Source organism: Paenibacillus sp. J22P15 (genome assembly GCF_056269345.1).
This window is the reverse complement of sequence record NZ_JBWDNT010000029.1, coordinates 39,360-54,227: the sequence shown is the minus strand read 5'-3', so window position 1 is coordinate 54,227 and position 14,868 is coordinate 39,360. Positions and strand designations below refer to the sequence as shown.

Sequence of the window (14,868 nt, the reverse complement as noted above, 5' to 3'; positions counted from 1 at the left end):
TCAATAAAATGTGAAGCTATTGGCTATCAAATGAGCCCTTGACAAGCTAAAGACCGATTCTCTGTCAGAATCGGTCTTGGGTTTTGCCTAAAGAAGCGGCGGTACGATATACACTTGGCAACATACCGCATTGCTCACGGAATACCTTGCTGAAGTATTTCTCGTTCGGATACCCAGTCTGCACCGCAATCCAATAGATTGGCCGGTTTGTTCTTCCTTCTCCGTCGTCAACTCGAACCATAAGCCGTCGGCGACAGACTCCAAATTACCACTGCCCATAGAAGGACGGTATCGTTCAAATTTAATCTTTGTGCTGTAGCTACTTCATATAAATGAACTTCAAATTAAAAAGGCGGGTCAGGCATTATGTTACCTGCCTGACCCGCCTTATCTTGTATAAATAATCATCAATATGCATAATAATCAGTTTCCAATGGATTCTGCAACAAATGGTCTAACGAATTGTTCGATGACAAAGTTAGTGAAACACTTAGCTTGATAAATAAGTGAAAAAACACACCCATTGACAAAATAAGTGGATAAAAAATGACTGAGTTTCTACGTTAACCACACCATTTTGACAAAGTACAAGGTTTCAGAAAGAAATAAAAAACCATCCAACCCAAAAAAGACGGATGCAGCCACAACTCCAGCACTACTCAAATAGTAACCTTCTGACCAGCGGAAAGACGGCACATCACATTATTAACACCATATTTTATGGATGGAAAATCTCACTCATTCATCAATACACTAATCGCAATTCAGAGGTTATTGAAGAACAGAAAAAAGAGTGGAAGCCCGCTCCACTCTTTTTTATAACTCTTACACTATTTCAGAAGAAGATTTGCGCAGTAAAGATTGATCATTGATACGTCCATAGGACGGTTTACGTTTCTCGATTGCCAAAGCTCTCTGAGTATAATAGGTCAGACTCATTTTTTTCCCAGTTGCAAAGCATGGCACCTGCGAATAATGCTTTGCCCGTATGTCTTTGATCAAGAGAGAGCTAAGGTCCCAGGGATCATAATGGAACTCCACAGTGTTTTGATTAGAAGACGAGAACAGCATTTGCAATTCAACCGAATCATAGTGGAGATTCATCCACTGAATACCGTTCGACTTGAGAAAACTCTTTGCTGTAGGTAATAATGCGATTGACCATGTGGGGACATCTTGCACGAATCGATTGACTTTTGGACTTACTTGCGTATGAGGCGCTACCATGCTAACAAGACAACCTTGTTCTCTCTGCGTACATGCTTCCAATACGGCGATAAAATCTGAGAATGACATGGGATTTATCGGCGCAACTTGCCTACTTAGTCCTCCACGCTCCGCCGTTATCGCTTTTGTTAAACCACGAATCAGGCTTTCCTGCAACTTTTTGCAAGTTATTCCCAGTATTCTGAGGGGTCTGTGTGTGAGAATAAAACAACGATATACCGATTTCTTCGGAAATGGTCTTAATCTTCTGACTGTGAAACTCTTTTCCTTTACCTAGGATCAAGTAATTTGGTATATTATCCGTTTTCAAATTGTTATGGTCATTTGAATTTTTTTCTCGGTATTGATGAGTAGCTAGCAATGCGTTTCGAAGCGCCAAAAGCGCATGTTCGTAAGACGTTGAGTGCAAGGCCACATGATATCCGATCAAGCGATCAGAAAACAAATCAACGGCAAAGGTGACATATGGTCTTCCTAATACCACTTCTTTCACTTGATCCATCAGGGTAACATCAAAAACAACATCATCGATCAAAATACTCTGAAGCGTGCGTGTTGTTTTCTCCATTCTCTAGGAACCCATAGTATAACCTCCCTTTAGTACCCTTCAATGCAACCTGCCTCCCCCTTCATATTAAGAGGCAATACGCTCCTTCATTAACTTAGACAAAAGGATTCTTTAATAGCCTCCCCTTCTCGTCCTTGGAAATGAAGTTATTTCTCTCGAATGCGACTGACAAATCCCTTCGTGTAATACATTGGCGATTATCTTTAAAAACTACCTTTGACGCAACTTCAATTATTTTTTTCACAGAGTAAATTAACCCGCCAGAAGCTTCAAAAAACAAGTCAGCTACTTCTGGTTCCCCTAGATTTGACAATTCCTCAAAAGGTAACATCTTATCAATTTCCTTTAATAACTTTGTAAACTCTTCTCTTTCTTCTTTGCTATCATATTTAAATCGTTCGATTTCATGAGAAAGCATCGTGCGTCTAAAGAGTTGGCTATTTTCAGTTAGGATAACTTTGGAATTCAGGTATCGATCATCGGGCACATCGAGTCCGAAAAATGCGAAAGCAATGCCTGTTTCGTTAATAATATCCTTAAAAGTATCAGCGGCTTTTTTTAGTGTTTTCTTTTTATCACGATCAATGATATTGTGAAATTCATCGACCATGATTAGTTCTACTCCACATTCACGTAAGGTGTTTGTAAGTCTGTTCATCAATACAGTAAGGTTTTTCCCCGCGGTTGGATTAGGGGCCATTAGGGCCCTAAGCATTTCGATAACTATGCTATTTGGAGACATAGATCCTTTCAATGTGACGTTTAATATATTCTTCTTAATCTGTCTCCCATATTTAGTTTCCTCCTCTCTTTCTACATAAAAATTCTTGTAATACTGTCTAAATAATATCGTCTTGCCAACACCTACCTCGCCCGTAACAAGTAGTGATTGTGGATCTCGTTCTACGATGGCATCTTCATGGCAGCTTCTTATGTCCTTCATGCCGCGCATGAACATTTTGTATTTAACTGTAATCGATTCAACAAGGGCTATTTTCTGTGCGTTGGAAAGATCACCCATATGACGTCTCACCCCAGTCATCGTCGTCATAAACTTCTAGCAAGTCATTTCGGATTTCTATGCGTTCCTCAAAGGCAAGCTTAATTTCTTTCTCCATTTTTTGAACCTGCGTTGGATCTTGGTTAGAGTTGCCAAGTAACATTTTAGTTAGACCCCGCTTCATCTTTCTAAATTTTCGTACTTCCTGCTTAGCTTCCTCGATGTTATCGTGATAGGCGTAAGCGATAGTTAAGCCATATTCTTCTTCGGCTTTATTACGGATGGCTGAAACCTTGTTCCTCGTTAGGTTATGAATCTCTAAATGTAACCCTTTCGCATAGTCGTATCTGGTGCAGTATACTTCGATGTAACGTTTGTTCATGTCGTCATATACATATAAAGTTGAAATATCTTCAGGGTCGTATTTCAAAAGCACCTGATTGTCGGCTCGATCGCGGAATAACGTTAGTAGGTCATCTGATTTGTACAATAAATTGGACCAGTGAATACCATCTTTTTGAATTTTTCTGAAAGCATGAGGGAAGAGCATAATGGTGGCTTCCCTCATGTCGTGATATTGATGTGGGGGAGTAAGAGCGACCCCCTCCTTCCAAAGATCCATTGGCACACCTTCCACACCTGTGTGAAACGATAGGGAATAATCGTGCAGAAGCCACCGAAAAAACATTCTCAAAAACGTTTTGAACCCAATACTCGCTTTTCCTTCCGAATCGTATTCCTTATGTTTTCTCATTTGTGTGTTATTAAAGGTGGTTCCAATTAAAGCATGGCTTAATTGTTCGTTAAAGGTTCTAAGAAAGCGCTCGATAATACCTTTGGTCCATGGTCGTTTGATTTTGCAGTATTCTGGTGATATTCCTAATTGACCACAAGCATTTTCAATATTTTTGTTCTGAAACTCTGGACCATTATCTAGCAATATTTTTTCTGGCACGCCATTCGCATACCATTCATATTTAAGAAATGGATATTTTTTCTGGATATTCTTTTTAGATATCATATTTCGAAGTGTAAGCATGGTGGTTTTATAACCAGGACTATCAAAACCGATGTTTACACCAACAACATACCGTGTACGCATATCAATTGCTGCAGTCAGAAAGGCACGTGGCAACAGGGCGCCCGAATCATCGTCTCGTAAAAACAAGTCGATCGGTGTTGAATCCATTTGAACAATTTCCATCGGCTTTGACGGCATTTCCCATTCTCTGATGTGCCCGAATTTCGATTTAACATATAGCGGACCGTATTGTTTTTTCAATAGTTGATATTTGTTTAACCGCTCGACGAGCCGATATATAGTTCGAATATGTGGTAATACAAGCAATGGTTCGCCATTTTTTTGCCGCGAGAAATTTTTGTGATTGATTTGAACTTTAAGTTCCTTGAATACACCTTGTACTGTTCTCTTTTCCTTTTTAGCATAATGATCTCGAACAATCCGCATAACGAGTATATATTCGTGTTCACCAATGGAACGGTACACCCCTTTTCCGCCACGATTTCCCTTGTTATTTATTAGAGATCGTTCATCTCGACCGTTCTCTAAATAAGTACTGCGCCATCGGACGAGCTGCGAACTTGACGTTTTGATTCCCTTTTCCCTCAATTGAATCAACCGTTCCTTATATCTTTTATTTAACGACCTGCCATCTGGATCAGGGTACAGAAGCGGCTGGATGCATTTAAATCTAAATTTCGCTTCGCGTTGTTCCTCCTCGGAGTAAAAGCTGAGGTCAGGCTTATGCCGATCTTTAATATCCTCGTTCGTTTCTTCTTCCTTGGGGGCTAGTGCATTAGGTGTTAGGAAACGCAGGCGTTTTTTCGGATCCATCTCATTCAACAGGTCAATGATCTTGTCGTAGCTATATTCATTGATTATATTTCGATTGGATTTAGCAATAAAGATTGTCTCTTCAACACTACTATGATTTTCTTTTCTGCTGAACTTACCTGTGATGGCGTAACTGATTCCTTCTACAAAAAATTCCGTACCTACATCAATGTCAACTACGCTCACTTTTAAACCTCCCTCCAAATGAAAATCTTGCTTTTTAAATATCATTCGAGACATTTGTACTAAGCATACGGTTAAAGACCCTTGCCGTTAAAAATTCATTTTTGATTAAGCGGATATCGCTGGCGCGTATATGAAAATCCCCGAAATTCTTGGCGTTCCAGGTTATACCTAAGTCAATCGTTTTATTTTGAATTAAACGAAACAGACCACCATATGAAACTCGTTTAATCGAATGTAATTTTATCCATTTCGCCTCCTCGCAGTTAATCGTATATGCATTTTGGATTAATTCTTTAAATAATTCATCGACGTGGCGGGAAGCAAAGAGATTTTTTTTATATCCATCAATGTTAGGTCCAATTATCGGCTTCAAAAACCCGTTTTGCACAAGACTGTAAACAGCGTTTACACCAACGTTTAATTTTCTTGAAACGTCGGTCAGACAAAGTATAGATCCGTAATTCATTATCCATTCATCTACCACCTCAGGTTTAAATACCATTATTTTTCCGTCTTGATATTGCTTAGTCTCATATGAAAGAACGCCTGTTTTTGCAAGATGTAATAGTCTTTTCCTCGTTAATCCAACGCGTTCCTGCGCATCATTTAGAGTTAAATATGCGGTCAAATCCTGGACTTCATCCCTCGGTATCCATTGCTTCATCAGTTCATTTCTGTAGAGCTTCTCTTCATTTTTCAAATGATAGATAGTAAATAATTCTCGGTAATGTGGTGCTGAATGAAGAATTTTGGTTAATGCTTCCTTTTGGCTACGATTATAGCGAACATACCTTTTTTTCATAACTCGAATTTGCCTGGATTGGACGGCCATTAGTAGCCTAGTAAATTTCTCCTCAGTAGCATTAACAATTAAATTGTGCGCAATTGCAACGACCATTGAAATTCTTGATAAACTACTGTCGTCGCGCTCGAGTTTGTGGCTACAACCTTCGATATCAGAATTGATAATAAGCGCACGGAACGCGTGGAATAGTTTAAAATAATCACGCTTTGTTAGCTTTTCCTGTTGTATATTCTCTATATAGTCTATATTCATGAGTAGAGACTGAATAGAAGATTGTGTTTCAAGAACAATTGTGTCAGGTATGTTAAGAGGCGCATCGGTATACCTGTAGGCACATTCACATAAATCATTCATCAATTGGGTCATCTGGATTGATTTAAAACAAGAGGGACATCGATCAATAAGCAAACATTTATGTTTGACACAAATACATACGGTTTTCACATCCCAAAGGAGACGATGGTAATGGTTTTCTTTTAAACACAAAGGGCAATACCGCTTTGCATGAGTACAGTAAAATCTTGCAAACAAAAACCTGTTACCATCATCTTTTTTTCCTATATAATCTTCGTCAAATTGGTTTAGTGCCATCCTTTCTATTTGATCAGAGTAATGTGAGCCGATTATTGCTGGCAGGTTGAATCTGATGACCTCCCATCTTAAATAATTGAGAACTGGAATTTCGTAAGTGTTCAGCAATTCAGTGACACTAAAAAGGTGATTCGCCGCCGCCACACGGTGAAGGTAGCTGTGCAAGCTTTCGCGTTCGAAAGGTTTCGGTCTAGTCAGTACCACTCGATCTCCTCCATCATATTTGACGTAACATTTGTCTTTTATACATACCGATATACATAAAGTAATGTCCATTTAGTAAATTTAAACACGCAATAATCCCCATTTATTTTCCCTTTGTTTGGTTTTTAATAGAAATAAATAAATAAAAAATAAAAAAACATATTTTTTATGCAAGAAAATATAATAAAAATTTAATGAGAATTCTCTAATATTAATAAAAAAGACGACCTCTATTGCAGGTCATCTTGAAATCGAATTAACTTCTTGCCATTATTAATTCATTGCGTTTTAACAGAAGCAATAACTCATGCACTTTAGAAAGTCCAATACAAAACCCATTAGCGATAGCTCATACTGCTGTTTTTGTTCATATTTGATATCTTCATGTTTCTGATCAAAGGCTCCCAGAACTAATGAAGATGATCTGACAAGTTGTCATACATCCAGAACACGTTGGCGTATGAAAGTGCATATTTCACATTTTTGGGAAAGCCATCCCTTCTTTTGCGCTACTTCGGGTAGCGACATATACTCCTATTTGGGAAGTATCAATGCCAGCCCCACATCCTTATAGGAAAGTGGATGAAAACCTATCGTACGAAACTGTATTTTGCAGTTATTACGCGATTAACTAGTGCCTTATGCAGCTGGCACTCATTTGTTATCCCACTCTATGTGATAACATTTTTTTGTTGGAAGCATATTTCAATTTCCACGCTCTAAAAGTAACTTTCAAGTGCTACAAAAATAACCATATTTAGAAATTGCTTGTAAGGTTCGTCGGAACAAAAAAATAACAAAAAAACGAACCTAGAATTTGATTCTAAGATTCGTTGGGACACAAGTTGTATATTAAGCAAAAAAGAACCTCAGATTGTTTTCACAGGTAAATGGTTAAACAACATTATTTGATGTTGCTAACATTAACAAGGGTCACTAATCATATTTCTTATTTCTACGACATTCAACCAATACTGCCGCGCGTAACCTTTGCTTATGTCAGTCAGTCTGCCATCCTTGATCCACCTCCGTAACCGATATTGAGATATTCCAAAATTAATAGCCGCATTGGGGATGGTCAAGTTGTTTCGCAAAAAAAACTCCACATATGATTTATCAAAGAAAAAATGCTTTCTGCCATCTTTGAGTGTCAGAATTTTACTCGGAATAAGGATTTTATGCTCAATAAACTGATGCATGGTCTTTTCTCCAATATGTAACATGTTTTTGACTTGTGTCATATTGAAGCCTTTTTCCCGCTGTTTTTCTTCCTTTAATAAAAGAACACATTTTCCGAGCTCTTCTCCATCAAAATAAAAATCCCCAATCGTCGAAATTCGTCTACTAGACACTGGACGGAGCCGTTTGTCTATCATCCATTGAATGAGTTGCACTATAGTAAGTCCCAGATTGTTGTATTTTTGAATGGCTTGAGTTATTGAAATCTTTCCATCAATATTATCTGTACAGAAGCATCCACAATCCCGTAGGATTTGTTGAACTTCCTTTTTATAAATCAATCCGCTTTGATCGAGTGTATTATCGATATGGAGCAAACCTGCTTCAACTAGCGCTGGAATGATACTACGTCCTAATCCTAGATACTCAGCCGCGCATTCACGCGTAATCCATTTGTTCTTTTCTAACAGTGCCTTTCGAAAATCAGTTTCATTGATCTTCAACAAGGTTACTTTTCCCTTAACGATATGTCTTCGATCGATTCCCTTTACTAGCCTATTGATCCCCTCATAGGTAAGACCTGTAGTTTGTTTTAACTCTTCTTTTGATACATATTTACGCTGCATAAGTAAATCCCTCTCTTTTTTAAACACAGACAAATGAGGTCGAACATTTCCCTTATCCAACTGTTCAAGATAAAACTGGTTGTAGGCAGCCCGTAACTTAAGAAAATCATCACCACTGATCAGAGCTTCAAATTGTGACTTTTGCATATACTTCACGTCATGATGTTTTTTATTAAACTCGTGAAGCACCTGATATAAATGATGCGGAAAGTCCTGATACATCCAAAATACATTCGCGTATTGCAAAGCATTTTTGTTGTTATCCCTCGATCCACTTCTACGATTGTGGAAAAACTGGAGTATTCCCTTCTCTTCCGTAAAACTATAAAGTCCTTCTAATAAAAAAAAGCTTGCGTAAGCCAATCTTAACTGGAAGCATAATGAAAATTCGCCTTCCCTTGGATTGCTGTCACCAAACATTAAGGATTGCAACCACTTTTGCGAATGGTAAAGCATTGAGTCCTGATCAATGCTTTCGACCTTAACATGAATGTATTGAAAAGCACAACGCATGCAAACACCGCCCATTAATTGATGGAGAGTTATCATACTATTACATCGTTGACACAAATCAAGCAGTTTTGTAGCGTGTTCAACACAAATTGTCACAGGATGAAAGCACCACGCAATGCGGTGATATTGTTTTTCTTGGATACACAGCGGGCAATACTTCACTCTATTCTTTATTATGATCCGATTGTAGTTTACGGCACTCACTATTAATTGAAACTTTGATGCAGTCATTTGCAGCAGTTCTCTTTCGGTAACACACGAAAGTCTCGCAATCAAATTAATCGATTGTTCTGAAAATTCGTTATTGATACTAGCCCGCATTTTTGCACCTACAATTTCCAAAAAGGAGCTGTCGAGATCACAACCATTTAATTTTGCTGCTCTATACAAATAACTGATCAAACTTTCTCCACGACAAGTTTTCGGCTGAAATAATAATTTCATCACACAATACCCCTTCTACGTAATCTACAAATTGTATGAAATATAATTATAGAGTTTAACCTAAACGACATTTTTATTATTACTTCTTTGATTATTTTACTTATTTGATTTATTTTGTATCTTGCAAACTTCGCCTCTGCTTCCCTTCTTCAGAAATCAAAATTTATTTTTCTTTTTACTCTCAAATTATGTAGGTCATTTGACCAGTCCGCCTCCTCAGTACGTTCATTCGTTTTCTCATACTTACCACTAAACGATAAAAAGTTTAAGCTTCCTATGATATAAAACTCTTCATCACAAATTAACAACTTCTTGTGTGTGTTCTGGCGCTTCATTTTAAAAAGTTCACCATATTTTTTAAATGAATATTGAATAATTTGTGCATTTTTAAAGGTTATCTGTTCCATGTTTCCTATTAGATCTCTAAACCCATATACAAATTTGATTGTAACACCCCGCTTTAAGGCTTCTTCCATCAATGGTAAAATCTCATCCTCCATTACATTCATACTTATCCATGGAACGATTATATCGAATTCAAATTTCGCCCCTTTTAAGCCATAAATCAAATTTTCTCTTATTTCTTCATTTACTAGTGTCCTTGTTGTCGTGATCAATCTGCTATTAGTGATACCATTTATTATTTTAGATACAAGTTGATCCATATCATTTTGAAATAATGATCTTTTCTCTGGAACATCAGACATAAATTCGATTCTCCATTTATATATATTTAAAAACATATATTCAGTTACTAAAAATCCAATTGACTCAGATGCTCAATTTTTACTCCGCTACTGAAAAGAATTCAATTGATTAATCTAACTCAACCATCATAAATTGTTGACTATAGTCTACAGTTTTATTCCTGTCACACATTTTTTTGTAAGAGCTAAGATTAAAGGTATGTGGTTAATAAATGTGAAATCTGGGAGGCGCTTATTTTGAAAGATGTTCAAAACGCATTCGGCCAAATCCTTTATGCGCGTAGAAGCCAAGCACAGATGTCTCAAGAGTTATTAGCTACACAATCTGGATTAGATAGGACATATATAAGTATGCTAGAGAGAGGTAAACGACAGCCAACTATTACAACAATATTTTTGTTGTGTAATGTTCTAGGTATATCACCCAGTAAATTTATTAAAGAAGTAGAAAATACCCTATATTCTTTTTGAAATCCGAGAAAAGATATAATTAATACGATAAAGTAAAAAAGCCAGGTCAAAGACACTCTTTGACTTGGCTTTTTATTCAATAATTTATCTATTCTTTAAATCTTTAAAAAGATTTCATTTCACACAAAAAAAAGGAACAATGATCAAAACGTAAATAATCAAACGATCAAAAAGAAAAAAAAAAAAAACAAGCCTTGTTTAATGAATGGATTGTTTTTTACTAGACTTAGTTAAATGATAATGTGCCTTTGGTTTATTTTTATGGTTCAATACCTTTGCTTATCAGCAGGCTATTGATATGCTCCTCTGTTAAGGGATCGGAATAAAGTACCTCGATTAACGTTATTCCCAGTTCACTGCACATCCTTGCCTTTTTTTCATCTCGCTCTATTACTTTTTGGAGCGCAGCTTCTCCTCCCCACGCTTTAATCGGGTGAAAATGTTGTTGCCCTTGGTATTCAAAACCTAACTTCAAATCAGGAATATAGATATCCAGTTCCATACCTTCCAGCCATTTTGGGTGATGATGCCTAACGATTTCGTAATCAAGAAAAATATTTTCAACGATTTGATAAAGCAGGGTCTCGCTTACCCAGACTTCTCCAACTTTTTTGAAACCGAATTCTTGTCGAACGATATTCTCAATCTTTTTTGTAAAAGTTCTACTCGTTTGGGTAGTTATTTTATTTAACCGCAACATCTCTTCGGCTTCTTCCACTCTTACATTCGTCAAATATACGATCTCTTCAGCAGCGATATCTGTTCGTTTGGGGCCATATACCATATCCTTTATACGTGCGGTCACTTTTTCTGATTCGTGATTGGCAATGATTATGTTTTGAATATCTTCTAGAAATTCAATCGGACAAACATCTGGTAAATATAAGGTAATGGTATCTGAAATACCAAGCTTATAAAATTGTTGCTTATAATACCAACCAAATTGCTGCATAAATCGTCCGCCGTACATTTCGTGGCAATATCTTAACGTTGGTGGTATTAAGTTACAGCGATGACATACGCCTTTTACAAATCGAATTTGGGATAATGGGTTTTCGTGATTCATCATCGATTTTTTGGCAATAGATCTAAGAAATTGATAACTATCTAAAGGAGCGTGATGACCTGGGCAAGGGGTTCTTATCAGGTTGTGAGATACTTTTAACTTTAAAAAAGGTGGAATCATCATTATCACTATAATTGATGCTAATCGAAATCTTTTGTTCATATTTGTTCCCCAGTAAATCAGAAAAATTTACCGTTAAGGAAAGCGTATTTCCTCCGTATCCACTTGGAGGAAAATCTGCTGATAACTCGACATACTCTTGATCGCCGACTTTTAAATTTAGATTTAGTGGTGTAACGTTCTTATCGAACCTATCTAGCGTAGGAAATTCAATTTGAACGGCGCTTCCTAAACCAATGTTTTGTATAGCAAACTTGAGCGTACGCAAATTCATCATATGCCCGTCTATTTGATTTTGCATAAGAAAAAAATTAATCATATGATACTTTTCAAACTCGTCGTCATCGCTTTGATCGGTTACATTTAAGTAGGGCATGATGCTTATTCGTTTTTGATCTTCCACCGATTTTGCATCTGTTATATCTTTATCACGGTAGTAATTTAATGATAACTGGATACTAACTAATGTAACGACGCCGCTAATGACCGAACCCAATATGCTCCCATTAAAGCCAATCCAGTCATTATCATGAGCGACTTTAATAAAGGATTGCGCTCTGAGAATAAGGTTTAAAATATAACTAATAAGTGACCATCCTGCAATGCTTATTAAGGCTATAACAATTATTTTCCCTGGTTTCATGAGATAGCTCCCAACAATTTTTAATCATAGTTTACCATGTGCAGCGCAGCTGCTAATAGATGAAAATAAACGAAAACCCTTAGTTAACTAAGGGCTTTTTCTTTCTACGAATCTAACTCATTATTGATAATCCGTTATTCCTACTCTATATGTTTTAGCTTCCACTCGGCTTTTCACCGTGGCCTCAAAGTATTTTTGTTCATTCGGCAAAATCTCTTCACTATCAACCGCATACGTCCAGTCCGTGTCAATAACGTCCCCGTTAGCGTCTATTAATGCGATTTTCACCTTCACGTACGAGTGGTTATCCAAACTTTCATTTTTTATTTTCCCTGTTATGTAAACATAATCTCCATCAATGTTATACGTGACATCAGATATTTTAAGAGGTGCTGCAGCCTCTGCAGCCTGTTGTATTTGTTCTTCCAGTAATTTGCCCGCTCTTGGCGCTATGGCACTGATTCGGTCAGCCTTTTCCACTTTGTCCAATTTAGCAATCATTAGGGCAACCTCTTCTTTGAGATCAAACTTCTCCTTTAGCTGGTCTAGATAAGCCCCTCTTATTTCGGAAAATTTCGCACTTAAACCCAGTTCCTCTGCTTTTTCTTTTTGACTATCCACATAAAGAAGGCCAAGTAACAACGTATCAAGCGCTTCTTCATAATTTGAATTAACGCCTGTTTTGTAGTACACATCATTGTCTAGATACATGCTGGTAAATTCAATAAACTGAATCTTTTCAAATAATTCTTTGTCTTTTGCTTTCGCGGTTAATGTTTTCGTTAAATCATAGGCAGCATTGTAATCACTCGTCTCGTATGCTTTGCGGGCATCTTCAACCTTATTTCTGTAGTTTTTCTCGATTAGAACATTGACAATAACGCTAATCGCAACGACAAGCAGCAAACCTAAGCCTACAATCATAAAAACTCTTTTTTTCTCCGAATTTGATTCTTCCATCTTTCTTACTCCTCTACTAGATTTATATAGGTCTTTTACACTATAGCATATATTCCTATTATTTCCGTGTTAATAATTTACATTGTACATTCGCACACAACCTTCTAAGTCATGAATTCTAAATTAAGGCTTCAAAAATGAGCAGGCCGTCGCAGCGTCTGCTCATCAATGTGTGGTATTCAACTTTCGTTACCCTAACCTCAATCACCGCCAATAGCGTCACCTTCCAGTTTTCTTAATTCATTTGTTAGTTCAAAGATAAAATCACAATGAAGTTGTTCCATATGTGAATACTCTCCATCCTCTTTGTAAACAGAGAATTGACAAACAAAATTTATGTAAAATCGTTCTTTACCAAAATAAAAACCTGTGGTGCTTCCGCTAAATCTGATCAATATTTAGTTAGAATATACTTCACAAACAATAGCATGGTAAGATCTTTTTAACTATATTTATTACTTTTAGTCTTGAATTTTAAATCAAATGAAAACAGCTTTTAGTAAAACGGATAATTACACTATCGTTACTCGTTAACTGAGTGAGACTGCCAAACGAACCACGGCAGTCTCGTGGTATTATATTATTGAGAAAGATCATTTCATAAGCATATCGAGTCACGTAGGGGCGAATGGTATTAGGTATATAATATAGATATAGCTTAGTTGAATAGTATCTATTTACAGAATATCGTTACACATATGAAGTACCTAAAATAGGGGGAATATAATGAGTAATGTTAATAAATATGGTCTGTCAAGGGATATTCGGGAACCGATAAAACGAGAAATCCGTCAACGGTGTGGGTTTGGTTGTGTTAATTGTGGGCTAGCAATATATAAATATGAACATGTAAACCGCAATTTTCATTTTTTTAATCCCTTTCCATACATACATTTTCGCTTTTCTATATGTAAGGACAGGACACTACATTTAACACATTTGCATGCTATCTTCACTTTCTTCAAAGATGCATTATTGAACTATACTGCCCGTTAGCTTAATAAAATGAGCAGACCATCGCAGAGCCTGCTCATTCATGTGTATTATTTAACTATCGTTCCCCGTTAGTTCAACAGAGTATCTTATCAAAATTTGTCTTTATTGTTTCATTATTTTATATGTCCTTGACTAATATCTTGTTTCGCCAAATCTAAAGCCACTGCGATTTTAATCTGATTCCACTTGCTGAGCCCCTTACTCAAAAACTCAATAGGTCGCACATCTATAATTGGATCAGTTTTATTATCAACGCGATTTAGCTCAATTTTAATAATCGAGTGAGTATCCACCAAAAATGTGATAATGTCCTCGCCCTGATCGGGTATCCAATAAAGAATATAAGCTGTTTTCATTGCAGGAAATGTTTCTTTAATAATGTTTAAAAACCTACGCATGGACATATCGTTAAATAAATGAATTCTTAAGGCTTGCAGTTCTGTTCTGTATGTCTGTTCTGTAAGAGTCCCTCTAAGTTTCATTCTATGCCTTCTTTCCCAAAAGACCCTTCAGTGATAATCGCAATTCCCAAAGATGAGGTTTAACGAATTAGTACAGTGTTTATTCAAGATCATACCACGTTATCCTGCCCGTTAGTTTAATAAAACGAGCAGGCTACCGCAGTGCCTGCTCGTCGTTGAGTGCTATTGAACTAACGTTCCCCGTTAGCTTAATCAGAAATGCCTCATGTGGACCGAGGAGCGAAT

12 protein-coding genes and 1 pseudogene are annotated in these 14,868 nt (G+C 36.9%); 1 reads left to right on the top strand and 12 read right to left on the bottom strand.

The genetic code is table 11. The features are described from left to right. Nucleotides 1-64 precede the first annotated feature (64 nt). The 8 genes and pseudogenes from AC0YN6_RS28845 to AC0YN6_RS28810 form a co-directional block, all read right to left on the bottom strand. A pseudogene (locus tag AC0YN6_RS28845) lies at nt 65-211 on the bottom strand (helix-turn-helix transcriptional regulator); the annotation flags it as partial. Between the two features lie 614 nt (nt 212-825). Beyond that, on the bottom strand, nt 826-1,227 hold the full coding sequence (locus tag AC0YN6_RS28840) for a hypothetical protein (RefSeq protein ID WP_475751488.1): 402 nt from the start codon (nt 1,225-1,227) through the stop codon (nt 826-828). A gap of 91 nt (nt 1,228-1,318) precedes the next feature. Then, nucleotides 1,319-1,795: a hypothetical protein gene (locus tag AC0YN6_RS28835; protein ID WP_475751486.1), complete on the bottom strand. Its 477-nt coding sequence runs from the start codon at nt 1,793-1,795 to the stop codon at nt 1,319-1,321. A gap of 94 nt (nt 1,796-1,889) precedes the next feature. Further along, on the bottom strand, nt 1,890-2,816 hold the full coding sequence (locus AC0YN6_RS28830; protein ID WP_475751484.1) for an AAA family ATPase: 927 nt from the start codon (nt 2,814-2,816) through the stop codon (nt 1,890-1,892). Then, complete coding sequence (locus AC0YN6_RS28825) at nt 2,809-4,836, bottom strand: Mu transposase C-terminal domain-containing protein (protein ID WP_475751482.1); 2,028 nt, start codon at nt 4,834-4,836, stop codon at nt 2,809-2,811. Before AC0YN6_RS28825 ends, AC0YN6_RS28830 begins: the two co-directional genes overlap by 8 nt. A 34-nt stretch (nt 4,837-4,870) precedes the next feature. Further along, complete coding sequence (locus tag AC0YN6_RS28820) at nt 4,871-6,436, bottom strand: TniQ family protein (RefSeq protein ID WP_475751480.1); 1,566 nt, start codon at nt 6,434-6,436, stop codon at nt 4,871-4,873. A 923-nt stretch (nt 6,437-7,359) separates the two neighbouring features. Continuing rightward, a complete protein-coding gene (locus tag AC0YN6_RS28815) occupies nt 7,360-9,198 on the bottom strand; it encodes a TniQ family protein (RefSeq protein ID WP_475751478.1) in 1,839 nt (612 codons plus the stop codon). A gap of 149 nt (nt 9,199-9,347) precedes the next feature. Beyond that, a complete protein-coding gene (locus tag AC0YN6_RS28810) occupies nt 9,348-9,905 on the bottom strand; it encodes a phospholipase D-like domain-containing protein (protein ID WP_475751477.1) in 558 nt (185 codons plus the stop codon). Between the two features lie 237 nt (nt 9,906-10,142). Between AC0YN6_RS28810 and AC0YN6_RS28805 the strand changes: the two genes are divergently transcribed. Further along, entirely contained in the window at nt 10,143-10,376 is a 234-nt protein-coding gene (locus tag AC0YN6_RS28805; RefSeq protein ID WP_475751475.1) for a helix-turn-helix domain-containing protein, read from the top strand. A gap of 259 nt (nt 10,377-10,635) precedes the next feature. Here the strand turns inward: AC0YN6_RS28805 and AC0YN6_RS28800 are convergent, their stop codons facing one another. The 4 genes from AC0YN6_RS28800 to AC0YN6_RS28785 all read right to left on the bottom strand — a co-directional run bounded on the left by AC0YN6_RS28800 (nt 10,636) and on the right by AC0YN6_RS28785 (nt 14,643). After that, nucleotides 10,636-11,328: a PDDEXK family nuclease gene (locus AC0YN6_RS28800; protein ID WP_475751474.1), complete on the bottom strand. Its 693-nt coding sequence runs from the start codon at nt 11,326-11,328 to the stop codon at nt 10,636-10,638. 151 nt (nt 11,329-11,479) lie between these two features. Then, nucleotides 11,480-12,205: a hypothetical protein gene (locus AC0YN6_RS28795; protein ID WP_475751473.1), complete on the bottom strand. Its 726-nt coding sequence runs from the start codon at nt 12,203-12,205 to the stop codon at nt 11,480-11,482. Between the two features lie 120 nt (nt 12,206-12,325). After that, nucleotides 12,326-13,165, bottom strand: coding sequence for an FxLYD domain-containing protein (locus AC0YN6_RS28790; protein WP_475751471.1), 840 nt, complete (start codon nt 13,163-13,165; stop codon nt 12,326-12,328). Between the two features lie 1,109 nt (nt 13,166-14,274). Further along, nucleotides 14,275-14,643: a hypothetical protein gene (locus tag AC0YN6_RS28785; protein WP_475751469.1), complete on the bottom strand. Its 369-nt coding sequence runs from the start codon at nt 14,641-14,643 to the stop codon at nt 14,275-14,277. Between the last annotated feature and the right edge of the window lie 225 nt (nt 14,644-14,868).